The organism is Nocardia sp. NPDC057227 (genome assembly GCF_042669725.1).
Classification (GTDB): Bacteria; Actinomycetota; Actinomycetes; order Mycobacteriales; family Mycobacteriaceae; genus Nocardia; species Nocardia asteroides_A.
In genome coordinates this window covers 127,520-152,718 of sequence record NZ_JBHUXA010000017.1, presented here as the reverse complement: position 1 = coordinate 152,718, position 25,199 = coordinate 127,520, and the positions used below count along the sequence as shown (strand labels likewise).

Here is a 25,199-nt window from a genome sequence, read left to right as displayed (position 1 = left end):
TTCGGTCCCCGCGACCCCCGGGGAAACACCGCTCGGCCGGCCCCCGCGCGGGGTCCGGCCGATCGTGGTGTGGCGGGGCGTCAGGCCTGCAGGCCTGCCTCGATCTCCAGCGTCAGGGTGATCTTGTCGCCGATCACCGCGCCGCCGTCGGGCAGCGGCATATCGATGTCGAGCCCGAAATCGCGGCGGCTGACCACGGTCTGCGCCTCGAACCCGGCTACCGGGCCGTTGCCCATGCCCGGATTCACCCCGAGGAATTCCACCTTCAGGGTCACCGGCTTGGTGACGCCCCGCAGCGAGAATTCCCCGTCGACCTCGAAATCGTCGCCCTGCGGGCGGAATCCGGTCGCGGTGAAGGTGGCCAGCGGGAACTGCTCGGCGGAGAAGAAGTCGGCGGTGCGCAGGTGCGCGTCGCGCTGCGGGTTGTCGGTGGTCACCGAGTCGACCCGGATCTCGGCGTGCGCGGTGGCGGTGCCGTCCTCGGCGATCTCCAGCGCGCCGGAGAAGTCGGTGAAGCGGCCGCGCACCTTGCTGACCATGAGGTGGCGCACGGCGAAGGCGACGGTGGAGTGCACCGGGTCGATGGCCCAGGTGCCTGCGGTGAGGCCGAGGTCGGCGAGAGACTTGGTCATGGGGTTACTCCTTGGCGTCAGAGATGAATCGGTCAAGCGGGCGTGACGGCGTCACGTCGTCGGGGGGGGGCGGCTCAGGCGGTCACCGCGGTGCGCGCCGCGAGCAGCGCGGCGTGCGTCGGGGCGTCGGGGACGTGCGCGGGCTTGCGCGCCGCGAACTCGCGGCGCAGCACCGGCACGACCTCCGCGCCGAGCAGGTCGAGCTGCTCGAGCACGGTCTTCAGCGGCAGCCCGGCGTGGTCGACGAGGAAGAGCTGGCGCTGGTAGTCGCCGAAGGACTCGCGGAAGCTCAGCGTCTTCTCGATCACCTGCTGCGGGCTGCCGACGGTGAGCGGGGTCTGCTCGGTGAACTCCTCCAGCGACGGCCCGTGCCCGTAGACCGGCGCGTTGTCGAAGTACGGCCGGAACTCGCGCACCGCGTCCTGCGAGTTGTGCCGCAGGAACACCTGCCCGCCGAGCCCGACGATCGCCTGGTCGGCCGAGCCGTGGCCGTAGTGCTCGTAGCGCTGCCGGTAGAGCTCGATCAGCCGCTGGAAGTGGCCGCGCGGCCAGAAGATGTTGTTCGCGAAGAAGCCGTCGCCGTAGTAGGCGGCCTGCTCGGCGATCTCCGGGCTGCGGATGGAGCCGTGCCAGACGAAGGGCGGCACGCCGTCCAGCGGGCGCGGGGTCGCGGTGAAGGACTGCAGCGGGGTCCGGAAGCGGCCCTCCCAGTCGACCACGTCCTCCCGCCAGAGCCGGTGCAGCAGCCCGTAGTTCTCGATGGCGAGCGGGATGCCGTTTCGGATGTCCTGCCCGAACCACGGATAGACCGGGCCGGTGTTGCCGCGGCCGAGCATGAGATCCACCCGGCCGTCGGCCAGGTGCTGCAGCATCGCGAAGTCCTCGGCGATCTTCACCGGGTCGTTGGTGGTGATCAGCGTGGTCGAGGTGGAGAGCTGGATGCGCTCGGTCTGCCCGGCGATGTAGCCGAGCAGGGTGGTGGGCGAGGACGGGACGAAGGGCGGGTTGTGGTGCTCACCGGTCGCGAAGACGTCGAGCCCGACCTCCTCCGCCTTCTTCGCGATGGCGACCATCGCCTTGATCCGCTCGGCCTCGCCCGGGGTGCGGCCGGTGGTGGGGTCGGTGGTCACGTCGCCGACGGTGAAGATTCCGAACTGCACGAGACCCTCCTCGAATGTCCATTGGTTGATGTGGCAACCAGTTGAACACGGGGAGGGTCCCGGACTATTCCGGAGTGACCGGGGTCACTCCCAGACGAAGCAGAAGGTGTGCCCGACCGGGTCGCGGTAGACCCGGAACCGGTCGTCGTCGTGCGGCTCCAGCAGCACCGCGCCGAGGTCGAGCGCGCGCCGCTCGGCGGCCTCGATCTCCGCGACCAGCAGGTCCAGGTGCAGCTGCTGCGAGGCCTTCGGGTCGGGGAAGACCGGCGGGGTGTACTCCGGCGCGTGCTGGAAGGCGATCCGCCGCCCGCCCGGCTCGATCAGCACCTGCCAGGTCGGGTCGTCGTCCTCGTCCACGGCCTCGCCGCCGAGCAGGCCGGCGTAGAACCGGGCCAGGGTGGCCGGTTCCGGACAATCCAGGACGACGGTGCGCAGCGTCGCCACCGGGTCGGTGGTCATCGGGGCTCCCCTCTTTCGCGGTCCGTCCCCAGGTACCCGGGCCCGCGCGCGGCGAAACGACCCCTCGCGCCGGGGATACCATGCGCGCATGGCAAAGCTGAAGGTCTCCGCCGACGTGCCGCTGACCCCCGAGCAGGCGTGGTCGCACGCATCCGACCTGGCCGAACTCGGCACCTGGCTCACCATGCACGAGGCCTGGCGCGGGCCGGTGCCCGAGCAGCTCGCCGCGGGCACGGAGCTGGTCGGGGTGGTCAGCGTGAAGGGCATGCGCAACCGGGTCACCTGGACGGTCACCGAGGCCACGCCGCCGCGCACGCTGGCGCTGAAGGGTGCGGGCAAGGGCGGCACCAAGGTGGGGCTGCGCTTCACCGTCGCGCCGAAGGGCGACGGCGCCTCGGTCTCCATCGATGTGGAGCTGGGCGGGGCGCCGCTCTTCGGGCCGATCGGGTCCGGGGTGGCGCGCGCGGTCAAGGGCGATTTCGAGCGCTCGCTCGATTCCTTCGTCGCCAAGTACTCCTGAGACGGCGACGGGCCCGGCCGCTTCCGCCGCCGGGCCCGTCGACCGGGAACTCAGTGCACGAGGACCTGCGCCTCGGCGCCCTCCGGCGCCTTCGGCTTGGTGCGCGGCAGGAAGAACGCCGGGACGAAGGTCAGCACGATCAGCACCAGCGCCACCACGTAGGTGTGGCCGAACGCCTGCGCCGCCTGGTCGAGCCCCTCCCGCACCGCGGCGGGCGGCAGCTCGGCCGCTACCCGCGGGTCGAACTGCGCGGCGATCGCGGGCCCGGCCAGCGGCTCATTCTCGAGCAGCCCGGTCAGCACCACCGACATGACCGCGGTGCCGATGGAGCCCGCGGTCTGATTCACGATGTTCATCAGCGTCGAGCCGCGCGCCACCTGCTGGTGGTTCAGCGTCTGGAGGGCGGCGGTCATGACCGGCATCATGGTGCAGCCCATGCCGAGCCCCATGACGAAGAGCGAGCCGAGCAGGATCGGGTACGGCGAATCCGCCTCGAGCTGGGTGAAGTACACCGTGCCGATGACGATCAGCACGAGGCCGGTGAGCACCACCTTGCCCGGCCCGGAGCGGTCGACGAGCCGACCGGCGATCGGCATGCTCAGCATGGCGCCGAGCCCCTGCGGGGCGATCAAGAGCCCCGCCCACAGCGCCGACTCGCCGCGCACCTGCTGCAGGTACGAGGGCAGCAGCAGCCCGGCGCCGAAGAAGGCGATGGCGAAGAGCACCATGGTCAGCACCGCGAAGGTCAGCGCGCGGTTCCGGAAAAGCCGCAGGTCGATCAGCGGGTGCTCGGTGCGCAGCGCGTGCCGGACGAAGAGCCCGAGCAGCACGACACCGGCCAGCGCCGGGACCAGCACCTTCGGGGTGAGCGCGGTGCCGGCCTCGGGAATGCTGGAGACGCCGTAGAGGAACAGCGCGAGGCCGGGCGAGGCGAGCAGCATGCCGAGGAAGTCGAACGACTCCGAGGGCTCCGGGTCGTCGGCGGGCAGCACGACGAAGGCGGCGATCAGCGCGACCGCGCCGATCGGCACATTGATCAGGAAGATCCAGTGCCAGCTCAGGCTCTCGATCAGCCAGCCGCCCAGGATCGGGCCGCCGATCGGGCCGAGCAGCATCGGCACGCCGAGCACCGCCATCAGCCGCCCGACCCGCTGCGGGCCCGCCGCGCGGGTCATGATCGTCATGCCGAGCGGCATCAGCATGCCGCCGCCGATGCCCTGGATCACCCGGAACGCGATCAGCGTCTCGATGTTCCAGGCCAGGCTGCAGAGCGCCGAGCCGAGCACGAAGAAGGTGAGCGCGGCCAGGTAGAGCCGCTTGGTGCCGAAGCGGTCCGCCGCCCAGCCGGTCAGCGGGATCACCGTAGCCAGGGCCAGCGTGTAGCCGGTCATGGTCCAGGCCGCGACGGCGTAGCTGGTGCCGAACTCGAGCTGGAAGGTCGGCAGGGCCACCGTCACGACGGTGATGTCGAGAATGGACATGATGGCGCCGAGCACCACCACGCCCGCGACGCGGAAGACCGCGCCGTCCAACTTGTCGGAGGCCGGGTCGGACCCGGTCGCCTGGATATCCGGAGGTTGCGTCACCGCTTGAGCCTGCCATCGGGACCCGGCTGACACCAAACGGGAAATACCGGTCGTCTTCCGGTCGGTGGCGCCACCGCGGACCACGCCCTCGGCCTGCCGGAGTAGCCGCTCAGCACTCGCGCGGCGCGGGAGCACCGCGGAGCCGCCCGTCGATCCAGCCCTCGAGTTCCGGTGCGCCGGTGACGTAGCCGATCAGGTGCTCGCCCGGCACCACCCGGAACACCGAGGGGACGCCGCGCCCGCACTGCTCGCGGAACACCCGCTCGGCGTCGTCGAGCGGGATCCACGGGTCGTGCGCGCCGTGGTAGATGTACAGCGGCACCGGGGAGGTCGCGTCGGTCAGGTCGAAGCGGTCGAAGAGCGCCGCCGCGAACTCGCTGTCGAGCGGGGCCGCGGTGTCGGCGCCGACGTCGACCGGGAGGCCGACGATGCCGAGCGGGCCGGAGGTCTCGCCGCAGATGTCGCGCAGCGGCGAGGTCGCCACCCACTGGGCGAGGGTGTTGGTGTGCCGCAGGATCTCCGGGTGCTCGCGGGCGATCGCCAGCGTCACCGTCAGCAGGATGCCCGAGGAGATCTTGCCGTTGAACTGGTGCGCGACGTTCACGTAGTCGGTGACGACGCCACCCGCCGCCGCTCCGGCCAGCACCCCGTTCAGCTCCGGCGCGTACTCGTCCAGCTTCATGGCCGCGGCGTAGGCGGCGATCGCCCCGCCGGAGTAGCCGATCGCCACGTACCGGCTCTCGCCGAGCTCACCGGGCAGGAAACCGCGCGCCGCGCGGATCGAGTCGAGCACGACGTGCGCCGCGACATTCGGCTCGGCGTAGGCCATGAAGGGGCCCTCGTGGTCGGGCAGCAGCACCGCGTGGCCCTTGCCGAGCGCCGTCCAGACCGCGGGCAGGAAGACCGGGAGATCGAGGTTCGGCTTGTCCAGCAGGTCGTGCGACAGCTGGTACCCCGGGGTGCAGTGCGTGCCGAGCGAATTGATCGGCAGCGCGTTGACCTCGACCGGCCGCGGGCCCGACCACGGCACCGCAGGCACGATCAGCGTCGCGGTCCCGAACGACGGCGCGCCCGTCGCCGAGGTGGAGCGGAACTTGAGCAGCGTGGCCCGCGCGATCGGCGTCGGCATCCGCACCGCGGTCGTCGCCGTCACATCCCGCGCCTCGATGATCGCGCCCGGCGCGAACGCGGGGAGGTCGTCGGGCCAGGCATCGAAGATCGGGTCACCCGTCGGTGTCGGCAGCACCGCCCGCCACAGCGTCTCGTCGTCGGCCGCCGCGGGCGGCGCGGGCACGGTGCCGTCGATCCACTCCTGCAGCGGCGACGGCGTGCCCGCCGGCACCGACGGCTCGACCGGATAGGGCGGAGCCGCGGAGGCCGGGGCGCCCATCAGGGCGCAACCCACGAGCACCGTAACCACGACCGCCAGAGACGCTTTCACAGACCCGCACCCTCCACTCGAACCGATTCCGGCCCGAGACTAGGGTTCCGCCGCCCCGGCATTCGAGCGGATTCGCGACCGCGTTGGCACCTCACCATGGGCGCCGCCGCGGCTGTGACATCTGCCAAAGATCGCTAGCCGAGCTCCACCCCGTACCCGGCGGCGAGCTCCGCCAGCCCCGTCGGATACCCCTGCCCGACCGCGCGCAGCCGCCACCGCTCCCCGCGCCGGTAGATCTCGGCCAGTAGCAGGGTGCGCTCCTCGGTCGCGGCGTCCAGGGTGGCCTGGGCGAAGCCGTCGATGTCGAGTTCGACGGGGCCGACGTCGCCGAAGGTGACGCCCGGTTGTTCCAGTGCGGCGGCGATCACGATGCGGGTGCGGCCGGGGCCGAGGGCGGTCAGGTCGAGTTCGACGGCCTGTTCGGCCGGGCCGTCGCAGGTCAAGGTGGCGCCCCGGGTTTCGGGCTGGTTGTAGAAGACGAAGTCGGCATCCTGGGAGACAGTTTCGGTGTCGTCGAGCAGGAAGGCGACGAGGTCGACGGTGTGGGTGTGCCAGGCCGCGCGGATGGTCCATCTGGACTGATCCGGGAGGTCTACTGCCTGACCGCGGGCGAGGGTCGTCGTGCTCCCGGCCGCGGTGGGGGTGCTGTGCTGCACGAGTTCCCGGCCGTGAATGGGGAGGCCGAGCTTCTGCGCGCGGGCCAGTCGCTGGTCGGGGCGGCCGCAGGTGAGCGCGACGACGTCGGTGACGCGGGCGGAGAGGTTCGCCGCGGCCGCGCCGCCGAGGGTCGTTATGGCGGCGCGGATTCGGGCGGCTTCCGCGTGGGTGCCGCCGAGGACGAGGATGCGGCGGCCGGTGAGCGGGCCGCGGGTTTCCGTGACGGCGTCGCGTGCCCCTCGGTCTCCGCGCGGACCTCCGGCAGGCTTTTCCTGGACACCGACCGCGCCGTGGCCGACGCCGACGGCCCGGCCGGCGCGAACACCGTCGAGGGGACTGCCGGCCCCCGCGTCCTGAGACGCGCCCACGGGCACCGCCCCGAGCGCCTCCCCGGCCCGCACGTCACCCAGCAACCGCAGGAACTCCCCCTCCCGCACCACGACCGTCCCCAGCTCCCGCGCCCGCCGCGCCTTGCCGGAACCCGAACCCGGATCGTTGCAGACCAGCACACTCGTCCGACCGCTCACCGCGCCGGTGACATCGAGCCCCGCCGCCTCCGCCCGCGCCACCAGCACCTCCCGCTCCAGTGCGGTGTCGCCGGTGATCGCCACCTTCATCCCCTGCACCAGCGGCTCCCCCGCGAGCAACTTCCCCGGGTACCGGTACTCGCACACCGGCTTCGCCCCGACTCGGCTGCGCGGCCACCGCGCCGGTTCGTCGGCACAGTCCAGCACCGGAGCCGCGATCCCCAGCCGCGCCGCGTCACCCGCCAGCCCGCGCAACACCCCCGCCAGCACCCGGGTGTCGTCCAGCGCGTCGTGCGCCCGCCGCTGCACCACCCCGTAGTGCGCCGCCAACGTCGCCAGCTTGAAATCGACCGTGGGAAGGGCGATCCGCCGAGCCAGCGCCAACGTGCACATCCGGCTCCGCACCGGCATCCGCACCCCGGCCCGCCGGAACTCCGCCGCCAGGAACCCGTGATCGAACCGCGCATTGTGCGCCACCAGCACCCGCCCGCTCAACACCCCGGCCAGCTCCCCCGCCACCCGCCCGAATTCCGGTGCGCCGTGCAGGATCTCGCGCGTCAGCCCGTGGATGTGCACCGGCCCCGGATCCCCGCCCGGATCGACCAGCGTATGGAACTCCCGCACCACCGCCCCCGCATCGTCCAGCAGCAGCGCCGCCACCGACAGCACCCGGTGCTGTCCCGGCCGCAGCCCCGTCGTCTCCACATCCACCAGCGCGTAAGACCCCAGCTCCACCGAAACACTGTGCATCACCGCGACATAGCGCCGGCAACCGGCTGCGTGCCGACCCGGCACCGGCCCCCGCGGCGTGCACGTGGACGCCCGTGTTCCCCGCCGGTACCCGGCGCGCATTACGCTAGTGAACCTTGCGGAACTTGGCATCGAGGAACGTGAAGACCGCGAACGCCGCCAGCCCGACCGCGACGACGAGCAGCAGCACGGTCCCGTACGGCTGACCCGCCAGCGTCTTGAGCGCCACATCCAACCCCGTCGCCTTGTGCGGCTGACTCTGCACCGCGGCCACGATCACGAGCACCCCACCGCCCGCGTACACCGCCCCGAGCGCCGCGTACCCGACCTGCCCGAGCCGGATCACGACCCGCTCCGTCGACCGCCCCGCACCCCGGAAATCCTGCTCCTCCCGAAACCGCTTCGACCAGCCGTGATGGGCCACGAACAACCCCGCCACAATGATGGCGAGCCCGATCCCGACCACCGCCACCTTCCCCCACTCCCTGCTCAACAGGTTGCCGACGAGAGCAAGCTGCGCCTGGTCGGTCGAGGAAGCCGGTTTCCCGTTCGCGAGCTTGATCGCACTGTAGGCGAGGTAGCCGAACAGCACCGCCTCACCGAAATTCATGACACGCAGCAGCTTGTCCCTCCGACTGCTCCGAGCACCGGTGACCGCCTCCAGCAACTGCCACAGCACGGCGACCCCGAGCCCACCCGCGATCAGCCAGAGCACCAACTCCCCCTCCCGATGCTCCGCGAGATTCTGCAACGCCCCGGTCTTGTCCGCCTTCCCGACCCCGTCGCCGTCGAAATCGCCGAGCGCGAGCTGAACGCAGACCCAGGCCACGAGGAGGTGCACCAAGCCGTACGCCACCAGCCCCGCCCGCGCCGCCACCTGAAACGGCGCGCTCCGCGCCACCTCACGATGGACCTGATTCGACTTCCTCATAACCACACCACCGAAAGACCGTAACCGTGCGAGTCACATACCGCTCTACGCACGCTTCACAGCGGTTGTCGCCAGGCCGAGCGCCGCCATGACGAGATCACGGTAGGGCAGCTGCGCGACCGGATACTCGGAGATCCCGAGCGCCCGCTCGGTGTCTGCGAGCCGGACCGCCGCGGCAGCGCTGTCCGTGGCGCTCACCTCGGTTTCGACGAAGGGTCCCGCTCGCCACGAGGAGCGCATTCGCCGCACCCGCTGCCCCGGCATCAGCGAGTTCCACGTTGGTCTCCCGCTTGGTGATCACGTCTGTAGCGGAATGGGTGGTCACATCCGACGGCGGCTTGTAGGTGACCTCGGCGAAACCGTCGCGCTCGCGGACTCGCAAACACTCGACCGTCTCCATGAAGTCCACATCAGGACGGCTGTAGTAGGTATCGACCTCGGTGACCGCGCCGGTGTCGCAATACCCGAGTTCGGCGAGCCGCTGGCGGAGCACGGTGCCGTCGGGAAGCACGCGCTTACGTTCGACCTCGAACACAGGGCGATCATCCTCTCCGGCGGATAGCGGTGGTCGGTTTCGAGCAGATGTCGAGAGTCAGGGCGGACCATGCCATCGGTCCGCCAGTACCTGAACCGGAGGCTTCCACTGCCCTGACCAGCGGATTAGCGTCCGGAGCGAGACCTGCGGTAATCTCATCGAGCACCTGAACGCAGGGTGCAGCGGGCTGTGGCGCAGCTTGGTAGCGCACTTGACTGGGGGTCAAGTGGTCGCAGGTTCAAATCCTGTCAGCCCGACTCACGCAAAACCCCTTCCCACCAGCATGGGAAGGGGTTTTGTCATTCACCGACCACCCTCAGAGCGGGACCAGAACGGGACCGTACGTGCTGGGAAAGCAGCTCGCCGTCCTCCAGCAGGGTCCGAAGGTCCGGGTGCAGGTACCGCTGCGTGATCCGCGGATCGGTGTGCCCGGCGATCCGCTGCAACCGGCGCAGCGGCACCCCGGCGTCGGCGAACAACGGTTGACCCGTCCGCAGTCGATAGCCAAAGAGATTTCGCGCTGGTGGGGCTTTGCCTTTACACACAGCACTTGTAGGCGCTTGAAGTGATCGCGTACGGTTCGCCCGGCGCCGGCGCCGGCGGTGTGGTCGTGGGTTTCGTGAACACATCCGGCGAGCATGGCACCTGGTCGCAGGAATCCAATACCGCCGGATGCTCGAATAACCATGTCACTCCCCATAACAGGGCCGCCAGCAACAGCACCGACGTAAGTACAATCTTGAACCACACCCATTCATGGTAGGGGAGAGGCCCCGCCGATCGCTGCGGTCCGCAGACCCTCCGCAGTAGACCCGACGATGACCAACGCTAGGTAGACACTCCCGCCAGCGGTTACCAACAACAGCAAATGTCACAGACACGGTGGAGCTGTCCACGACCAGCACGAATGGAGCGCGATGACACGGCTCCTGGCGCGTTTGACGTGCGCGAACGGCTGCGAGGGTGAGCTGGGGGTCAATGGGTCGCAGGTTCAAATCCTGTCAGCCCGAGCAGGTCAGAGGCAGTTTCGTTGCGCGTCGGAGTAGATCGACAACGACACCGCCGGATCATGGCCATGCCACGCGGCAACCACATGCACCGGGATGCCGGACGCGAGCATGTTGCTGACGGAAGAGTTGCGGAGCCCCTTCAGCGGGATGCGTCGAAGCCCCGCGCGCTCGCGGATGACGTCGAACCGATCCGAGTACCACTCCGGTCGGACCACACTGCCATCCGATTGAAACGCAATCAGACGGTCGTCACTCCACGAATCCTCGCGCGTCAAGCATCCCCGCCCTAGCGCCTTCAACGTGCGCAGCGTTCGAGCGAACTCGGTGGGCGGCGGAAGATCACGGCGGCTCGAGCGAGACTTCAGTAAGCCCTCCTCGGTTTCGGTACCGAGTGCTACCAGGCCCCGTCGCACTCGCAACGACTCGTCATCGACTCGATGGGCAGGACGATCGTCTCCGAATCCGGGATGTACGAGGATGTCATCCGCTCGGATAAGCCAGAAGCGGCAAACTCCCGGCGATAGACAACTACTCAGTAGCCTCGACGAGGGTCGAGCACTACCCGGCCGGACTGCACCAGCACCCGCAGCGCGGCAGCCTTACGCGGGCAATCGGCCGCCTCGCAGCTGCGGTGCCGCTGCACTGCTTGGTGTGCTTCCGGGATAGACAGTCGCCGCTCTGGGGCATCGTGCGGCCATCCGGCGGGCCAATAATGCGTCTGCATGTCCTCGTCCAGCCCCTTCACTTGCAGGCTCTCGGTGATCGCGGCGGCGCGCTGATCCGGTGGCAGGTGGTTCGGCCAGCACAGGGAGACGAGCAGCGGCACCACGCCGACCACGACGACGATCGCGGTTCCGATCAGCAATGCTGTTCCCAGTTCGCTCATGGCGTGCCCCCTGTGTAGCTGCTGTTTGGCATGGCACCCGCCGCCGGGGACGTCCCGGTTCGGATCGGTGCGCGGCCGGATGCGGAGCGGTGCGCGGATGAGGGCACGCGGTGTCGACCCGGCGGCGGGGCCGATTTGGACGCTAAGCGGGGGCAGGTTCGAGACTCCAGAGAAGTGCGTGGAAGTGCGCAACCGGCCCGAAGTGCTTGAGCCGCTGCGCTGTCGGCTGGGACGATCGAGTTGCACGAGACGCAAACCCACGCACCCACCACCCTGAAGGACAGCACCATGCGGGTTCGATTCATCGGCGGCGAGTCCGGCGGCGACGGTTCGCCTCGCCTATACGCAAGCGACCGCGACACACTGATCGTGCAGGGCTGGAAGGCCCCGACGGTCGACCGGATCGAGATTCCGCACCGACTGCTCGCCTTCGCGGAGGCGGGGACCTGTCTGACCGGGTTGCATGACACCGGCCACGGGACGTTCATGCTCTCCGGCGTGCCGGTGGATGATCCGGAACCTCTGGCGCTCATGCAGATTCCGGGCCATGAGGCCGCGGTGGAAATCCAGGCCGGCGAGGAGGTGCGCCCCGATGCGCCTGCTCGACGGTCCTGACGGTCTCCGGCCGATCTTCTCCACCGCGCGGAGTCGCGCGTTCCACCTCGAGGTTCATGACGACTACCTCGCCGAAACCGAGACTGCCTCGCTCGCCGCCTTCCGAGCCGACGAGACGGCCGACCCCGGCGGCGCCTGGTTCACCGGCTGGACCGATCACGTAGCCGACACGGTGGCGCGGGGTGTCGCCGTGCACCGGGCGCGCGTGGTCACCGAACCGCACACGCTGTACACGCGGTACCTGCTCGCGCTCTCGACGCACAACATCGCGGCCGGGGAAGATGTCCGGTACCTGGCGCGCCACCTCGCCGTCGCGGCCGATCCGGGCCGCGAGGATTTCTGGCTGTTCGATGACACCTCGGTGGCGTTCAGCCTGTTCGACGACCGGGGCTACTGGGCCGGGGCCGCGTTCACCGACGATCCCACGGTCGTCGCGCACGCGGTTGCCGTCCGAGATCGGGTCTGGGCGGCGGCGGTGCCATTCGCGCGCTACACCGCGCCGTGAACGGCGCTTCTCGAGCGCGAGCAGCCCTCGGGGCACGGCTTCGGGAGCTGCGGAAAGACGCGCGGTTGGATGGCAGGCAGCTCAGCACCGCCGCCGGGTGGCACTGGTCCAAGACCAGCCGGATCGAGCACGGTAAGCAGTTGCCCAGCGAAGCCGATCTTGCGGTGTGGTGCCAGGTCTGCGACGCCGAACTGACGCTGCCGGACCTGGTCGCGGCGCTGCGCAACGTGCAGGCGCAGTGGGCCGAATGGAAGCGGATCACCGCCGCCGGGCACGCCCGACGGCAGCGACGCGGTCGAGAACTCGAATCCCAGACCAGACGGCTGCGGCTCTACAACCCGACGATCGTCCCTGGACTCCTCCAGACCGAGAGCTACGCCCGCGCGGTGCTCGCGCAGTGCATCGGCTTTCTCGCGACACCCGACGATCTGGGTGAAGCCGTCGCGGCGCGCATGGCGCGCCAGGAGATCGTCCGGACGGGTAGTACGCGAGTGGCTGTGCTGATCCACGAGACGGCATTGCACACCACGCTCGGCGGGCCGCAGGTCATGGCCGAGCAGCTCGCCGGCCTGTGCTCCACCGCGTTCGGCAATCCCCGGCTGGCGCTCGGTGTCATCCCGCTGCGCGCCGAGTTCGTGTACTTGACCGGCTCGTTCCACCTGTTCGATCACCGCCTCGCGCTTATCGAGACGGCGAGCGCCGAGCTCAGCGTCACAGCACCGAGCGAACTCGCGCTCTACGAACGGCTGTGGGAGGGTCTACACGCTCGAGCGGTCTACGGCGACGCGGCGCGCTCGTTGATCACCGCGGCCGCGTCGTACTTCGAATCCGGCCGAGCCGATTAGGCCAGTTCAGGCCGCATTTTCAGTGCGCCGATAGTGTGCCGAAGGGCGAGGAATCCAAGACGATTCGGTCGCCTGGGGAGCCTCTGACCTGGTCGCGCCGACGACCGGTCTGTCGTCAACACCGGTCGAGCGGATGGATGCCGGGCGCATCCGCCCGGCTCGCACTCACCGCGACCAGGCGTACACCGGGTAGACAGCGAACTCGCAGCCTGGCACGGTCACCGACACCGACCGGGTGTCGGTGGTGTTCGGCGGCGTCGTCAGGAACTCCGTGTACGTCGGGCACGCCGAACTCTGATGCGCGATCACGGTCGTCTCGACCACCGCCTGCGCCCCGTGGTCCCGATCGAGCACGACGGTCGGCGGAGTGTCCTCCCCTTCCGGCAGCCCGCCGAAGAGCCCACCGCGCAACTGCCGCACAGCGTCGACCTGCGGGCCCCCACCCGCGGCGGTGACCGCGGGGTACCCGGTCAGGCTGCACGCACCGCTGGCACCGACCACCCAGTAGTTGATCTTGAACCCGACGGTCGTCCCCGCGGAGTTGACGACCGGCTCGGCATTGAAGTTCAGCTGCCCGTCGGCACAGGCGGGAACGGACGCCGACGGCGCGCCCTGGACCGGTACCTCCTCGGTGGCAGCGGAATTCGTGCAGCCGGTGAGGGCGGCGGCGCCCGCCGAGAGGAGCGCGGCGGCGGTGAGAAGACGTTTCATGGACAACACCTCGTGGCAGAGTCGGAGGGACGAGCCCGTCGCACTCCGAATCGCCGGCGACCGCCGCGGGTGTTAACGAGTCACGCGCACTCCGGGGCGGGCGCGTCCCGGAAGAGCGGATCGCCTGCGGGCGGGGCGTACACGACGTACAGCACCACCGGCTCGGAGCCGAGGTTCTGCCCGATGTGCGTGTTCCACTCCCCCGCCGGCTCGTCGATGAACGAGCCCGCGCGGTAGATCGGCGCGACGCAGTCCGGTCCGGGGTGCGTGAGCTCGCCCGCGGCGATCACCCCGAAGACGGGGCCGTCGTGGAAGTGCCAGCCGGTGGAGCCGCCGGGGGCGATGGTGATCCGGCGGGCGACCAGGTCGGTGGCGGCGGGGAAGATCCCGGCGGGGACGGTGACCTGCCCCAGCGTGACGGCGGTGATGTCGACGCCGGGGGTTGCGGATGCATTGCCTGCGCCGAGGAGAACGACCGATCCGGCGACGAGAGCGCTGATCAAAGGTCTCATTTCGGCAGTCTAACCAGCGCGAACGCGGCTAGGTGCGGAATACGTCGTTCAGGGTGACCAGGGATAGCCCGCGTTCGCGGATGATGTCGAGGAGTTGCCCGTAGACGTGCGTTACCGGCGGGTGGTTGGCGTGGCCGATGACGATGGCCTGGGCGTGGAAGTACGTGCGGGCGCACTCGAGCAGGTACTCCTCGGTGATCAGGCCGGAGTCCGAGAGCGAGCCGTACCAGAGGGTGGGGACGGTGTAGCCGTGGTCGGCGGCGACGGCGTCGATGTCGGCATTGCGGTAGCCGAAGGGCGGGCGGTAGAAGGGGGTGCCGTCTACGCCGTAGGTGTTCAGGAGGAACTGTTTGCTGCGGGTGAACTGTTCGGCGGCAGCGGTGCGGGAGATGGCGGTGAGGGCGGGGTGGTCCCAGGTGTGGTTGGCGAGCTGGATCTGGCCGGACTCCACCAGCGGCCGCAGCGCGGCGCGGTGGGTGCGCCAGCCGTCGAACGCGGCGGTGACGAAGAAGGTGAAGCGGGCGCCGGTGTCGCGGGCGAATCGGATGTAGGCGCCGACCACCTCGGCGTCGGCGCCGTCGTCCACGGTCAGCGCGAGGCTGGTGCCGGGGCCGGGGATCGCGGTGACCGCGCCCACGGGTACCGGCACCCGAGGCACCGGCACCGCGGGCACCGGGGCGCGAGGCACGGGAAGCGAGACCGTGGTGGCAGGCGCGAGCGCCGACGGCTCCGCCTCCGCGGGCGGCAACCGGCTGCAACCGCTCGCGGCGGCGGCGCCGGCAGCGAGCATAGCCAGGAAGTGTCTGCGTTCCACAGAATGGCAATATAGGGGAGGAATCGGGCAGGGCACCGGACCAACCGCACGACATCTCGGCAAATTCTCATACCGAGAACGCGACGGGGCCCGGCTGCCGAGACAGCCGGGCCCCGCGCGCCTGATTCAGCCCTTGACCAGCTCGGGCGGGGTGGCCGCGTCGAGCTCCCCCTCGATGTCCTCCTCGACCGCGGCCCGGTTGGGCAGCAGGATCGCCGCCACCACCACGATCAGCGCGAGCGCTGCCGAGACCAGGAAGGCGAGGCGGGTGCCGTCCAGGTGGGCGGTGACCGCGTCGACCCCGTCCTCGACCAGCGCGCTGCTCCGCGCGGACATGACGGTCACCACCAGCGCGGTGCCGAAGGCCGCCGCGACCTGCTGCAGGGTGCCGAGCATGGAGCTGCCGTGCGAGTACAGGTGGTGCGGGAGCGCGCCGAGCCCGAGCGTGAAGACCGGGGTGAAGGTGGCCGCCAGCGAGAACATCAGCAGGATGTGCAGCGCCAGCAGCTGCCAGTACGGCATGGTCAGGGTGATCCGGCTGAAGCCGGCCAGTGCCACGGCGATGCCGATCGCGCCGGGGATCACCAGCCAGCGGCCGCCGAAGCGGTCGAACAACCTGCCGATGGTCGGGCCGAGCACACCCATGGCCAGGCCGCCCGGCATCACCAGCAGGCCGGTGGCGAGCGGGCTCAGGCCGCGCAGGTTCTGCAGGTAGAGCGGGAGCAGGATCATCGAGCCCATCATGGCCAGGAACGCCACCGACATCAGGACCAGCGCCTTGGTGTAGGTGCCCGCCAGCAGCACCCGCAGGTCGAGCAGCGGGGTCCCGGTGCGCTGCAGGCGGAGCTGGCGCAGCGCGAAGATCGCGATCAGGGCGATGCCCGCGGCCACGAAGAGCGCGGGGGTGGTGTAGTCGCTGCTCTCGAACCGGCTCAGCCCGAAGACCAGGCCGCCGAAGCCGAGCGCGGCGAGCACCACGCTGAGCACGTCGATGGAACCGGCCTCCGGCTCGCCGACGTTCTTCAGCTGCCGCAGCCCGAGCCAGGTCACGACCCCGGCGATCGGCAGCACCAGCACGAAGAGCCAGCGCCAGGAGCCGACCTGCAGCACCAGCCCGGAGAGAACCGGGCCCATGGCGGGCGCCACCGAGATGGCGAGCGTGACGTTGCCCATCACGCGGCCGCGGTCCCGCTCCGGGACCACGGTCATCAGGGTGGTCATCAGCAGCGGCATCATGACGGCGGTGCCGCCTGCCTGGATCACCCGGCCGACCAGCAGCACCCCGAAGGTCGGGGCGAGCGCGGAGAGCGCGGTGCCGAACAGGAACACGGCCATCGCCGTCGCGTACGCCTGCCTGGTGGTGACGCGCTGCAGGAACCAGCCGGTGGCCGGGATGACCGCGGCCATGGTGAGCATGAACGCGGTGGAGACCCACTGCGCGGCGCGGTCGTCGACGTGCAGGTCGGCCATCAGCCGCGGGATCGCGTTGATCATGATGGTCTCGTTCAGGATCACCACGAAGGTGGCGAGCACCAGGACCCGGATGACCAGCGGTGTCCGTCCCTTCGGTATGGGCACTGCGGTTTCGACGGGCATGGGCACCTCCGGGGCTGGAACGTCGGCAAGGTCTGGGCTGACCCGTGACCACGGCACCGAACTCCCCGCCGGTGCCTTGGTGGTTCAGACGGTATGCACCGGTCGAACTCATCGGGTGGCGGTCAGTATTCCGCGCAGCACCGACAGAACGCATCCGATTTTCCGGGTGGAAGGGTTCGCACGCTGCTGCGATATCAGAAAAGTGACGGTGGTCACGCAGCAGAACGCCCCCGGCTGGGAGTACCGGGGGCGTTCGGAGTGCGCGGAGGGGATCAGCCGCGCAGCACCTGGACGAGCCGCTGCCGCAGCCAGCCGAGCGCGGTCACCCCGCCGGGGGCCACGCTGTAGCCGGCGTAGGACTGGTGGATGCCGGACTTCAGGAAGGCGTCCACCTGATCCTTGCGCTCGTCGTAGGCGTTGGAGTTGAGCTGGTCGGCGAGCAGGCCCCAGCCGCCCGCGGCGAAGGCGTCGCTGAGCAGCTCGCCCGCCTGGTACTGGTAGCTGCCGATCTTGGTCGGATCGGGGTTGGAGAGCTGCACGGCGAACCCAGCCAGCCGACCGGCGAAGTCACCGTCCGGCATGGCGCAGTAGAGGTCGCCCTCGATGCAGAAGGTGTAGGTCACCGGGCTGACCCAGCCGAAGCCGTTCACCCTGGCCCCGGTCGCGCCCGCGCCGGAGACCGGCGCGCCGATCAGCGCGTCGGTCGGCGAGCGGCGCGGGTCGGAGACCAGCCCGACCAGCGCCACCCGGTTGGCGGGGACGACGGTGAGGCCGGTGCCGATCTCGGCCGCCACGTCACCGGCCGCGTCCGCGCCCTGGCTGTAGCCGAGCAGCGCGATCTTGGTCTCGCCGCAGGCCAGCGCCATGGCCTGGACCGCGCCGCGGGCGCCGTCCACCGCCTCGGCCTTGGACCGGCCGTAGACCTCGCCCTCCCAGGGGAAGGCGGTCGCGGCGTAGTGGATGTAATCCACCCGGACGTCGCCGGGCAGCCCCTCGGCCGCCTGGGCGAGGATCCCGCGGCCGGGATCCTCGTTCGACGTCTCCCAGGTGCCCGGCACCGCCACCACGTACAGGTCGGGGCAGCCGCCGGGCGCCGCCGAGGCGACGGGGCCCTGGGCGAGCAGTGCGCTCGACACCGCGGTGGCCGCGCAGAGGGCGGCCACCGATTTCCACCGTGTAAACATCATGGTCTCCATGTCGTCACAAGAAGCATCCCTCGAGTGCCCCGAGTCCCCGACTACTTCGGCGGCACGTTCATGTCACGGTTCATCGTAGGGATTTCGATGTTCAACGGCATCCTGAGTTCGGAGAGATAGACGAGCGCGAACTGGCGGAGGAACTCGTCGAAGAGCCAGTAGGCGTCCGGCGCGAGCGGCACGACCGGCAGCAGCCCCTCCCGGACGGCGACGAACGGGCCCCAGGAGACGTCGAGCAGCGTCTCCCAGACCGGCTCGCGCGCGATCCGCAGATCGTCGGCGAGCCGGTCGCCGAGGATGAAGCGGGTGAACGCGCCGAGCACGCCCTTGCTGAGAACGGCCAGATCCAGGTTGTTGCCGAGGTGCAGCAGCCGGTCGGCGAGCTTGATGCCCTCGGGGGTGGCCGCCACGACCGGGTCGAGCGTCTGCGCGGCCTGCGCGTTCGCCTGGTCCCAGGAGTTCGGGATGTACTCGTCGCGGATGCCGAGCATGTGCGCGCAGACCTGCCAGGAGTGCAGGAACGCCTCCGACTCGTGCACCGGGATCGGCACCCGCCAGGCCGTCAGGTGCCGCATGACGGTGGTCGGCAGGCTGTGCCAGGTCACCATCATGTCCTGCTGGCTGATCGGGATCTGCTCGTCGGCCGAGTTCACCCAGTGCGGCGACTGCGGCAGCAGGTGCCGAACGCCCGAGTGCGCCAGCCTGGTCTTGACGCAGGTCACGATCATCTCGCCGTCCGGGGCGTAGGCATTGTTCGAGCCGATGTCGTAGCCGAGCTTCGCGGTCTTGGAGATGCGGTCCTTGAGGTCCTGGCCGCCCTTGGAGTAGTAGACCGCCTTGGCCTCCTTCGGGATGACCGTCGACATCATGCCGCTGGCGAGGCCGTAGAGGACGCCGAGGTAGAGCCCGCGCTTCTTGTTGAACTCGATCGCGGTGGTGAGCTTGCCCTGGTCCGCCCAGGCGGGCAGCTGCCGGTTGTACTCGATGAAATCGCGCAGGTCGGCGGGGAGGCCATCGGGCAGCGGCTGACTGTTGCGCGTCCAGGTGCGCAGCAGCGCGTTGATCGCCGGGACCTCGCCGCGGTCGATCAGCGAGGCGACCAGCTGGTCGGACTCCGGGTCCCAGACCGTCAGCGGATCGGCGCCGTCGCCGCTGCCTGCCACCGAGCCGTCCGGCGACCACGTCCACGGCTCGGCGCGGGCCGGGGCCACCGTCGCCAGCGCTCCGACCGCGCCGAGCGCCCCACCGACCTTCAGCGCGTTACGCCTGCTGAATCCATCCATGTCGCTACTCCTCGTTGAGTTCCAGCACGCCCCGACCGCCGGGAATCTCATGCCTCATGAACCGGAATACTCAGTAACTTAGCAGGGTTCGGTTGTGGGCGACAGACTTTCCCACTTTTTGGGTAGGACGCACCACCAGTTGTCCGATTCACGGCTCTGAACAGTCAATTCGGTAACGAACATGTTGTGGTCTATGGTGTTGGACCCGCAACGCGAAGCCTCTCGAACCTCGCGAATAGGCGGTAACGTACCGACGCTGATTGACACAATGAAACAGCTTTTGGATACTCGTTACATGCCGGACCGGTACGACAGCGTGGACGAGTCGATCATGGACGCCGCGCTGGACCGGATCCTGCAGGTCGGGATCCGCCGGGCCAGCCTGGAGGACATCGCGCGCCGCGCGGGCATCAACCGGATCACCATCCACCGCCGCTTCGCGGGCAAGGACAACCTGGTCGAGGCGGTGCTGGAGCGCGAGACCCGCCGCATGCTCGCCGAGGTCACCGCGATCGCCACCACGGCGTCCGGGGTGGAGGCGCAGCTCGAGGAGACGATCCTCTACGTCCTGCTGCAGACCGGGATCCACCGGCTGGTCACCCAGCTGCTGCGGGTCGCGCCGGAGGAGGCGCTCGGTTTCTACACCGTGCAGGGCGAGCGGCTGGTCGCGATCGGCATCGACTACATCGTCGGGATGCTCACGCATGCCCAGGCGGCCGGGCTGGTGGCGCGTTACGATCCGCGGCCGGTCGCGGAACTGGTTGCCCGCCTTGCCCACTCGCTCATGCTGACGCCGGGCGGCGGCAGCGTCGACTTCACCGATCCGGAGCTGGCCCGCGCCTTCGTCCGGCATTCCATCGTGCCGCTCATGAAGCACGGCATCGCCACCACCACCGAGGAAGTCACCGATGACGACGACCGCGCCCATCCCGACCCGGCATCCGGAGAGGCCACGTAAGGCCCCCGGTCTCGGCCCGTTCGCCCTGCTGCTCGGCATCGGGAAGCCCGACGACGAGCGCTGGCGGCAGCTCGGCGAGTCGCTGCTCGTCGGCGACGAGCCGATGGACCGGCTGGTCGACTGGATGTCCGCCGAGGGGATGCGGACCACCCGCCCGCTCTTCGAGCAGGCGCTGCGCAGCGGGATCGACAGCGTGCCGAACGCCCCCGAGCCACTGCGCGTCTTCTTCGGCGCGGTCGAGGCGACCCCGGACTGGGTCGACCCCGACCTGCTCCGGCACGGCGAGCGGGTGTTCCGCTCCGGCGGCACCGACGGGCTCTACTTCGCCCGCGACGTCTCCTTCCTCGGCGGCTATCTCGCCTCCGGCTTCAACAAGACGCTGCTGCGCACCGGCGCGCTGGAGAAGGGACCCGCGCAGCGCTTCGCCGAGACGCTGCAGTGGGCGATGGACGTCTCCACCGAGAACGGCATGGAGCTGTACGGGCAGGGGTACCGCTCCACGCTGCAGGTCCGGCTGATCCACGGGCTGGTGCGCAGGCACGTGGCCGCCATGCCGGACTGGCGCGGCGACGAGTGGGGGCTGCCGATCAACCAGACCGACATGGCGGCCACCCTGGTCGGCGCGCTGCTCGCGCCGTTCGTCGGCGGAATGGTGCTCGGCATCATCCCGAGCCGGGCGGACACCGCGGCGGCGGCGCACCTGACCCGCTACGTCGGCTGGCTCATCGGCGTGCGGGACGAGTGGCTGCCGACCGGGTTCCGGGACGGCGTCGGCATCCTCTACCACTGCCTGAGCGCCATCACGAACCCCGACGACACCAGCAGGCAGCTCGCCCTCCCCATGGCCGACGACCCCCTGACCTGGCACTACCCGAACCTGCCCGAGCTGCGCGGCAGGATCGCGCGCTCGCAGCACCTCTCGGTCACCAGCGCCTTCCTCGGGCCGAAGGCGATGCGGACGCTCGGCCTGCCCGCCCACCTGCCGTGGTATCCGGCGCTGCGCATCCCGGTGAATCTGGCGCGCAGCGCACTCGTCCGCGTGCTGCCCGGCGGCACCGGCCGCGCCGCGGTGCAGGGGCGGAGCGAGCAGGAGGGGTTCCTGCGGCTGCTCACCGGCGAGACCGAGGCGACCATCGGCGAATCCGCGCCGCCGCACGCCCGGATCGCCTGAGGGTCCGGCGTCAGCGGTACTCGGTGGTGCCGCGCGAATCCCTGGTGTTGCTGACCAGTTTCGCGAAGCACTCGTCGACGGCGATTCCCCTGTCGTCGCACCAGCGCTTGGCACCGCCGGGGTCGCGGTGCGTGACTCCGGCGAGCGTGACCCACCAGCCGCGCAGGTCGAAGGTGCGCCAGTCGTCGCTGTAGACCAGGCGGACCTCGGGGTAGCGCAGCCGGAGGCGCAGGTGCTGCTCCAGGATCGCGGACGGCGTCCAGGTGACAACGCGGCCGTCCACGTCCGGGGCGACCAGGCCCTCCCGCTTGGCGGAGAGCTGTGGGACCCAGCGGTCGGCGAGGTCGCGGGTGACCGAGGGGCGGTCGGCGTCGGCCTGGGCGCGGAGGGCGTCCAGTGCGGCTCGGTCGGCGTCGGCGGGTGACGTGCCCGAGTGTGCGGCAACGTAGGACCTCGCCGCGCTGTTCGCCGGGGGCCGTGCGCCGGCCGGTCCCTGGTTCGTGCCCTGGTCGACGCACTCGACGAGCTGGGTCGAGCCGCCTCTGGCGCGAACGGCGCCGGGGTCGGGGCGGTCGCCGATGGAGTTGGGGAGGCGCCAGAAGGTGCCGACCGGGAACTCGAAATCCTGCTGTACCGAGGTGGTTCCGTTGCTCCCGGGCGAGGTCGCCGGAAGGTGGAGTGGGGTGGCGGAGAGGTCGAAGACGCCCGCTGCGATCGGTCGGCCGCGGTCGGTGACAGTGATGCGCAGGGCGTCGGAGGCGAGGATGTCTCCGGTGGCGCAGTGGGCGCGCAGTTCCATTCGGACCGTCAGGGTGTCGCCGGTGGTGCGGTACTCGACGGGGGTCAGCTCCGGGGGGTGGCCGCAGCGGGTGACGATCTGGTTCGACCCGTCCTCGTCGGCTGGTGTTTCGGGCTCGGTTGCCGGGCCTCCGGTGGGGCCGTAGTAGGTGAGCGCGTCGCCGTCGATCTCGGCGAAGCCCGCTCCGGCGGGAGCGGCTCGGCCGCCGCGGGTGCGCATGGTCCACTCCACTGCGCCGGTCAGCAGGTCGACGGCGTGTACTCGGCTGTCGTAGTCCTGCACGAGAATTCGTTGCCGGTCCGACATCCAGCTCCTGGACTCGATATCGGCCGACCACAGCCGGGAGCCGCTGCTCAGCTCGAGTGCCGACAGGCCGTCTCGGCCGACGGTGACGACGGTGCCGTCGACGAGCACACCCCCGGAATCCAGTGCGCTGGACGACCACAGCCGAGCGCCGCTCGCGAAGTCCCAGGCGCCGTCCGCGGCCAGGTATGTCCCGCCGGCTCCGGAGCCGGCCGGGACCGGGACGCCGCCGCCGGGGTGGGTGCGCAGTTGCTTGCCGGTGCGGTCGAGCACGACCGCGGTGGCCGGGCCCGCGGACTTCGCGGTGCAGGTCTGGGCGACCAGACCGTGGTCCGGGTAGACCGCGACGTTCTGCACGTCCGCGGCGATGGCTCGCGAACCGTCGGTGCGGCGCAGGACGATCGCGCCCGCGTCGCTGCCGAACCAGACGAAATCGTCGGTGGCGCCGTGCTGGTAGCTGTCGCCGGAGCCGGGGCACACCGGGTCGGGCTCCCACTCGGTCGCCCAGTGCGCGGTGAGGTCGTGCATTGTGCCGCTGGTGATGCTCGAGTAGGAGGCGGTGATGATGTCGTCGCCGATGACCTCGAGCCAGGAGAGGTCGTCGGTGGCCGGGGCCGTGTGCTCGATGGATCCGTCCGACAGGCGGAGGAAGACGATCTCCGATCGGTGCTCCGGCCCGAAACCGCCGCTGCGGTAGCACGGGAGGAGTCCACCGGTGGTCCCGGTAGCGCACATGTCGTACCAGCCGGGGGCCGTCCAGCGCGCCGTCCCGGAATCGGTGTCGACCGCGACGAGTACCGGTTCCCGGTCGGTGTTCGGCAGGACGGCCAGGGTGACCAGGGTGTCGCCCAGGTCGAGGAATTCGGGAGTCGACGATCCCATCGGGTCCGGGCGCGGGGACCGGAATTGGGCGCGCGCGAACACCTCCGACGCCGGGAGTCGCCAGCCGGCCTGCGGTGCGGTCGGGAAGGTGCCGCGGAGCAGCCCTTCCGCCTGCGGTGCGGTGTCCGGGGCGGGGTGGTCCGCCGGCCACCACGCGGTGCCCGCGGCGATGAGCAGGGCGAGCACCGCCGCTGCGCCGGCAGCGGCGAGGGCGCGTCGGGAGCGCGGCGCTGCCGCAGGTTCCTCCCTGCTCGATGCCCCGGTCGGCGGGGGCGGCGGGGCGGGCAGTCCGGCCGACGCCGACAGCACAGGCGAGGCAGGTAACGCGGGTGCTTCCTTCCGCAGTGACACCGTCGGCGCCTGTGACGGCGTGGGCGACGCGAGTGCAGCGGGCGAGGCGGGTTCCGCCGGGGAGATCCCGGATACCTCCCTGGTGTCGGCTCGCGTGCCGCGGGTGAGATCGGCGTAGACGACCGTCTGCAGGGTGCGGAAGTAGGGGAAACCGGCGGCGAGGACGAGCGCGGCGACCGGGAAGACCAGCACCTGCACGCCGGGGAGCAGCAGGCCGATGCCGAGCGGGAGGAGGAGCGTCACCAGGGCGACCACCACGATCCCCACCCACACCAGATGGATCGCGACGACCCGCCCGAGCGCGCTCCGCACCAGCTCCACCGAGCGCCGGAGCGCGGCACCGATGCCGATGTCCTCCAGAGTGAGTACCACCGGCGCCAGCCCGATGACGATGCCGACGGCGAACGACAGCGGAATCGTCAGAACCCAGGCGACCACCAGCGCGGAGAATCCGCCGACGAGCAGCGCGAGGATCGGCAGCGCGGTGCGGATCACCACCGCGACGGCGTAGCACACCGCCTGCAACCCGCACAGCGCGAGGAGGCGCGGCCGGACCCGCGCGAGCACCCCGTCGAGCCGCACCGGAACCCCGCGGAGCGCCGCGTCGGCGGCGAACACCGTGACGCCGTTGATCGCCGCATCGGCGGGCACCCCGATCACCACGATGGCGACGAGGTAGCCGAGCAGGAACGAACCGATCAGGAAGGCGAGCCCCGCCGCCGGATCGTCACCGGCGAACTCGGCGCCGCTCGACCCGATCTGCGCGACCTGGCTCGTGACGACGAAGAACAGCACGAACGCGACGATCACCGCCACCACCGTGAACACGACCGACACCCGCCAGCTGCGCCGGGTCGCCACGGTAGCCACCCGGAAGATCTCGCCGAGCCGCAGCGCCCGTGCCGGAAGCAGCGGCGCCGCCGCATCGCTCACCAGTGCCGCGCCGATCGTGCGGGCCCAGCGCTGCCCCGGCGCCTCGGCCCCCGGTTCGCGCGGCGGTGCCGGCCCGGACTCGGCGAGCGCCTCCCGAACCGGGCCGGGCCAGCCGATCCCCCGCGTCCGCGTGAACCACTCCGCGCCGAGGCAGCAGCCCGCGACCAGCAGCCAGATGACCCCCGCCGCCCCGAAGACGGCGAGCAACACCGCGACCACCGTCGCGGCCCGCGCCACGTGGTACGGCCGCAGCTCGAACGGCCGCACGGCGGCAGGCTCCGAAACGGCGGGCGCAGGGGCGAGCCGCAGAACGGCGAGCAGCGCCCGCACGCGCGGCGGCCACGGCGTCGCGTGCGCTCGCGTGTACCGCTCGACCCCGGCGGCGACCAGGGTCAGCACGAGCCACACCGCGGCACGGCCGAACTGGGTTCCGAGATCGCTCGTCGAGGTCGATTCCCCGGTCGTCAGGTCGATCTCGGTCTCGGTGGTGACCCCTTCGATCCCGAAGATGTAGAGCACGGGCAGCGCGGTGAGCACGCCCGCCACCCGCGCCACCTCCCACGGCTTCAGCTCGTGGATCGGCTGCTGCTCGCTCGACATCACACACCCATCCCTCGCCCGCGGCACCCGA

At 70.5% G+C, this 25,199-nt stretch carries 24 protein-coding genes, 1 tRNA gene and 1 pseudogene; 8 read left to right on the top strand and 18 right to left on the bottom strand.

Annotation, left to right across the window (positions count from 1 at the left end):
* Positions 1 to 80: 80 nt before the first annotated feature.
* From ACFUJ1_RS23220 to ACFUJ1_RS23210, 3 genes are all read right to left on the bottom strand, one after another.
* The gene (locus ACFUJ1_RS23220) at positions 81 to 632 is read right to left on the bottom strand and encodes a YceI family protein (protein WP_378648719.1); all 552 of its coding nucleotides are present in this window, start codon (positions 630 to 632) and stop codon (positions 81 to 83) included.
* Positions 633 to 706: 74 nt separating this feature from the next.
* Positions 707 to 1,792, bottom strand: a complete 1,086-nt coding sequence (locus tag ACFUJ1_RS23215; protein ID WP_378648717.1) for an LLM class flavin-dependent oxidoreductase — start codon at positions 1,790 to 1,792, stop codon at positions 707 to 709.
* An 84-nt stretch (positions 1,793 to 1,876) separates the two neighbouring features.
* Complete coding sequence (locus ACFUJ1_RS23210) at positions 1,877 to 2,251, bottom strand: VOC family protein (RefSeq protein ID WP_378648715.1); 375 nt, start codon at positions 2,249 to 2,251, stop codon at positions 1,877 to 1,879.
* An 88-nt stretch (positions 2,252 to 2,339) separates the two neighbouring features.
* Here ACFUJ1_RS23210 and ACFUJ1_RS23205 point away from each other — a divergent pair, with 88 nt between their 5' ends.
* Positions 2,340 to 2,771 carry an SRPBCC family protein gene (locus ACFUJ1_RS23205; protein WP_378648713.1) on the top strand — a complete coding sequence of 144 codons (432 nt, stop codon included), beginning with the start codon at positions 2,340 to 2,342 and terminating at the stop codon, positions 2,769 to 2,771.
* A gap of 50 nt (positions 2,772 to 2,821) precedes the next feature.
* Here ACFUJ1_RS23205 and ACFUJ1_RS23200 read toward each other — a convergent pair whose 3' ends face one another.
* The 6 genes and pseudogenes from ACFUJ1_RS23200 to ACFUJ1_RS23175 form a co-directional block, all read right to left on the bottom strand.
* The gene (locus tag ACFUJ1_RS23200) at positions 2,822 to 4,357 is read right to left on the bottom strand and encodes a DHA2 family efflux MFS transporter permease subunit (protein WP_378648711.1); all 1,536 of its coding nucleotides are present in this window, start codon (positions 4,355 to 4,357) and stop codon (positions 2,822 to 2,824) included.
* A 109-nt stretch (positions 4,358 to 4,466) separates the two neighbouring features.
* On the bottom strand, positions 4,467 to 5,798 hold the full coding sequence (locus ACFUJ1_RS23195; protein ID WP_378648709.1) for a lipase family protein: 1,332 nt from the start codon (positions 5,796 to 5,798) through the stop codon (positions 4,467 to 4,469).
* Between the two features lie 134 nt (positions 5,799 to 5,932).
* Positions 5,933 to 7,717 (bottom strand): exonuclease domain-containing protein, encoded by a 1,785-nt coding sequence (locus tag ACFUJ1_RS23190; RefSeq protein WP_378648707.1) that lies wholly within the window; start codon positions 7,715 to 7,717, stop codon positions 5,933 to 5,935.
* A 121-nt stretch (positions 7,718 to 7,838) separates the two neighbouring features.
* On the bottom strand, positions 7,839 to 8,663 hold the full coding sequence (locus ACFUJ1_RS23185; RefSeq protein ID WP_378648705.1) for a DUF1206 domain-containing protein: 825 nt from the start codon (positions 8,661 to 8,663) through the stop codon (positions 7,839 to 7,841).
* 45 nt (positions 8,664 to 8,708) lie between these two features.
* Positions 8,709 to 8,861 (bottom strand): hypothetical protein, encoded by a 153-nt coding sequence (locus ACFUJ1_RS23180; RefSeq protein WP_378648724.1) that lies wholly within the window; start codon positions 8,859 to 8,861, stop codon positions 8,709 to 8,711.
* A 115-nt stretch (positions 8,862 to 8,976) separates the two neighbouring features.
* Positions 8,977 to 9,156, bottom strand: a pseudogene (locus ACFUJ1_RS23175) (CYTH domain-containing protein); the annotation flags it as partial.
* 225 nt (positions 9,157 to 9,381) lie between these two features.
* On the opposite strand from ACFUJ1_RS23175, the gene ACFUJ1_RS23170 reads away from it, so the two are divergent.
* Both ACFUJ1_RS23170 and ACFUJ1_RS23165 read left to right on the top strand, forming a co-directional pair.
* Positions 9,382 to 9,455 (top strand) — tRNA-Pro (locus ACFUJ1_RS23170).
* A gap of 87 nt (positions 9,456 to 9,542) precedes the next feature.
* On the top strand, positions 9,543 to 9,767 hold the full coding sequence (locus tag ACFUJ1_RS23165) for a hypothetical protein (RefSeq protein ID WP_378648703.1): 225 nt from the start codon (positions 9,543 to 9,545) through the stop codon (positions 9,765 to 9,767).
* A gap of 446 nt (positions 9,768 to 10,213) precedes the next feature.
* Here the strand turns inward: ACFUJ1_RS23165 and ACFUJ1_RS23160 are convergent, their stop codons facing one another.
* Together ACFUJ1_RS23160 and ACFUJ1_RS23155 are read right to left on the bottom strand one after the other, a co-directional pair.
* Positions 10,214 to 10,483 carry a hypothetical protein gene (locus ACFUJ1_RS23160; RefSeq protein WP_378648701.1) on the bottom strand — a complete coding sequence of 90 codons (270 nt, stop codon included), beginning with the start codon at positions 10,481 to 10,483 and terminating at the stop codon, positions 10,214 to 10,216.
* Between the two features lie 257 nt (positions 10,484 to 10,740).
* On the bottom strand, positions 10,741 to 11,094 hold the full coding sequence (locus ACFUJ1_RS23155) for a hypothetical protein (protein WP_378648699.1): 354 nt from the start codon (positions 11,092 to 11,094) through the stop codon (positions 10,741 to 10,743).
* Positions 11,095 to 11,382: 288 nt separating this feature from the next.
* On the opposite strand from ACFUJ1_RS23155, the gene ACFUJ1_RS23150 reads away from it, so the two are divergent.
* The 3 genes from ACFUJ1_RS23150 to ACFUJ1_RS23140 are packed head-to-tail and all read left to right on the top strand — an operon-like array spanning position 11,383 to position 13,059.
* Complete coding sequence (locus ACFUJ1_RS23150; protein WP_378648697.1) at positions 11,383 to 11,709, top strand: hypothetical protein; 327 nt, start codon at positions 11,383 to 11,385, stop codon at positions 11,707 to 11,709.
* On the top strand, positions 11,687 to 12,214 hold the full coding sequence (locus tag ACFUJ1_RS23145) for a DUF6879 family protein (protein ID WP_378648695.1): 528 nt from the start codon (positions 11,687 to 11,689) through the stop codon (positions 12,212 to 12,214). The genes ACFUJ1_RS23150 and ACFUJ1_RS23145 overlap by 23 nt, the downstream gene beginning before the upstream one ends.
* The gene (locus ACFUJ1_RS23140) at positions 12,211 to 13,059 is read left to right on the top strand and encodes a helix-turn-helix domain-containing protein (protein WP_378648693.1); all 849 of its coding nucleotides are present in this window, start codon (positions 12,211 to 12,213) and stop codon (positions 13,057 to 13,059) included. The genes ACFUJ1_RS23145 and ACFUJ1_RS23140 overlap by 4 nt, the downstream gene beginning before the upstream one ends.
* Before the next feature lie 165 nt (positions 13,060 to 13,224).
* Here ACFUJ1_RS23140 and ACFUJ1_RS23135 read toward each other — a convergent pair whose 3' ends face one another.
* From ACFUJ1_RS23135 to ACFUJ1_RS23110, 6 genes are all read right to left on the bottom strand, one after another.
* A complete protein-coding gene (locus tag ACFUJ1_RS23135) occupies positions 13,225 to 13,770 on the bottom strand; it encodes a DUF4232 domain-containing protein (RefSeq protein ID WP_378648691.1) in 546 nt (181 codons plus the stop codon).
* A gap of 80 nt (positions 13,771 to 13,850) precedes the next feature.
* Positions 13,851 to 14,282 carry a cupin domain-containing protein gene (locus ACFUJ1_RS23130; RefSeq protein WP_378648689.1) on the bottom strand — a complete coding sequence of 144 codons (432 nt, stop codon included), beginning with the start codon at positions 14,280 to 14,282 and terminating at the stop codon, positions 13,851 to 13,853.
* Positions 14,283 to 14,310: 28 nt separating this feature from the next.
* Complete coding sequence (locus ACFUJ1_RS23125; protein ID WP_378648687.1) at positions 14,311 to 15,072, bottom strand: polysaccharide deacetylase family protein; 762 nt, start codon at positions 15,070 to 15,072, stop codon at positions 14,311 to 14,313.
* Between the two features lie 150 nt (positions 15,073 to 15,222).
* Positions 15,223 to 16,692: an MDR family MFS transporter gene (locus tag ACFUJ1_RS23120; protein WP_378648685.1), complete on the bottom strand. Its 1,470-nt coding sequence runs from the start codon at positions 16,690 to 16,692 to the stop codon at positions 15,223 to 15,225.
* Positions 16,693 to 16,964: 272 nt separating this feature from the next.
* Positions 16,965 to 17,855, bottom strand: a complete 891-nt coding sequence (locus ACFUJ1_RS23115) for a cutinase family protein (RefSeq protein WP_378648683.1) — start codon at positions 17,853 to 17,855, stop codon at positions 16,965 to 16,967.
* A gap of 74 nt (positions 17,856 to 17,929) precedes the next feature.
* Positions 17,930 to 19,171 (bottom strand): oxygenase MpaB family protein, encoded by a 1,242-nt coding sequence (locus ACFUJ1_RS23110; protein ID WP_378648681.1) that lies wholly within the window; start codon positions 19,169 to 19,171, stop codon positions 17,930 to 17,932.
* Positions 19,172 to 19,466: 295 nt separating this feature from the next.
* Here ACFUJ1_RS23110 and ACFUJ1_RS23105 point away from each other — a divergent pair, with 295 nt between their 5' ends.
* Both ACFUJ1_RS23105 and ACFUJ1_RS23100 read left to right on the top strand, forming a co-directional pair.
* A complete protein-coding gene (locus tag ACFUJ1_RS23105) occupies positions 19,467 to 20,129 on the top strand; it encodes a TetR/AcrR family transcriptional regulator (RefSeq protein WP_378648679.1) in 663 nt (220 codons plus the stop codon).
* Positions 20,080 to 21,300 (top strand): oxygenase MpaB family protein, encoded by a 1,221-nt coding sequence (locus ACFUJ1_RS23100; protein ID WP_378648677.1) that lies wholly within the window; start codon positions 20,080 to 20,082, stop codon positions 21,298 to 21,300. The genes ACFUJ1_RS23105 and ACFUJ1_RS23100 overlap by 50 nt, the downstream gene beginning before the upstream one ends.
* A 10-nt stretch (positions 21,301 to 21,310) precedes the next feature.
* On the opposite strand, the gene ACFUJ1_RS23095 is transcribed toward ACFUJ1_RS23100, so the two are convergent.
* Positions 21,311 to 25,168, bottom strand: coding sequence for a PQQ-binding-like beta-propeller repeat protein (locus ACFUJ1_RS23095; protein WP_378648675.1), 3,858 nt, complete (start codon positions 25,166 to 25,168; stop codon positions 21,311 to 21,313).
* Between the last annotated feature and the right edge of the window lie 31 nt (positions 25,169 to 25,199).

Excerpts from the sequence above, each read along its gene's own strand:
- ACFUJ1_RS23155 (WP_378648699.1), bottom strand. The coding sequence starts at position 11,094 with ATGAGCGAACTGGGAACAGCATTGCTGATCGGAACCGCGATCGTCGTC.
- ACFUJ1_RS23145 (WP_378648695.1), top strand. The coding sequence starts at position 11,687 with ATGCGCCTGCTCGACGGTCCTGACGGTCTCCGGCCGATCTTCTCCACC.
- ACFUJ1_RS23095 (WP_378648675.1), bottom strand. The coding sequence starts at position 25,168 with ATGTCGAGCGAGCAGCAGCCGATCCACGAGCTGAAGCCGTGGGAGGTG.
- ACFUJ1_RS23130 (WP_378648689.1), bottom strand. The coding sequence starts at position 14,282 with ATGAGACCTTTGATCAGCGCTCTCGTCGCCGGATCGGTCGTTCTCCTC.
- ACFUJ1_RS23150 (WP_378648697.1), top strand. The coding sequence starts at position 11,383 with ATGCGGGTTCGATTCATCGGCGGCGAGTCCGGCGGCGACGGTTCGCCT.
- ACFUJ1_RS23135 (WP_378648691.1), bottom strand. The coding sequence starts at position 13,770 with ATGAAACGTCTTCTCACCGCCGCCGCGCTCCTCTCGGCGGGCGCCGCC.
- ACFUJ1_RS23100 (WP_378648677.1), top strand. The coding sequence starts at position 20,080 with ATGACGACGACCGCGCCCATCCCGACCCGGCATCCGGAGAGGCCACGT.
- ACFUJ1_RS23110 (WP_378648681.1), bottom strand. The coding sequence starts at position 19,171 with ATGGATGGATTCAGCAGGCGTAACGCGCTGAAGGTCGGTGGGGCGCTC.
- ACFUJ1_RS23205 (WP_378648713.1), top strand. The coding sequence starts at position 2,340 with ATGGCAAAGCTGAAGGTCTCCGCCGACGTGCCGCTGACCCCCGAGCAG.
- ACFUJ1_RS23120 (WP_378648685.1), bottom strand. The coding sequence starts at position 16,692 with ATGCCCGTCGAAACCGCAGTGCCCATACCGAAGGGACGGACACCGCTG.
- ACFUJ1_RS23105 (WP_378648679.1), top strand. The coding sequence starts at position 19,467 with ATGCCGGACCGGTACGACAGCGTGGACGAGTCGATCATGGACGCCGCG.
- ACFUJ1_RS23210 (WP_378648715.1), bottom strand. The coding sequence starts at position 2,251 with ATGACCACCGACCCGGTGGCGACGCTGCGCACCGTCGTCCTGGATTGT.
- ACFUJ1_RS23185 (WP_378648705.1), bottom strand. The coding sequence starts at position 8,663 with ATGAGGAAGTCGAATCAGGTCCATCGTGAGGTGGCGCGGAGCGCGCCG.
- ACFUJ1_RS23125 (WP_378648687.1), bottom strand. The coding sequence starts at position 15,072 with ATGCTCGCTGCCGGCGCCGCCGCCGCGAGCGGTTGCAGCCGGTTGCCG.
- ACFUJ1_RS23220 (WP_378648719.1), bottom strand. The coding sequence starts at position 632 with ATGACCAAGTCTCTCGCCGACCTCGGCCTCACCGCAGGCACCTGGGCC.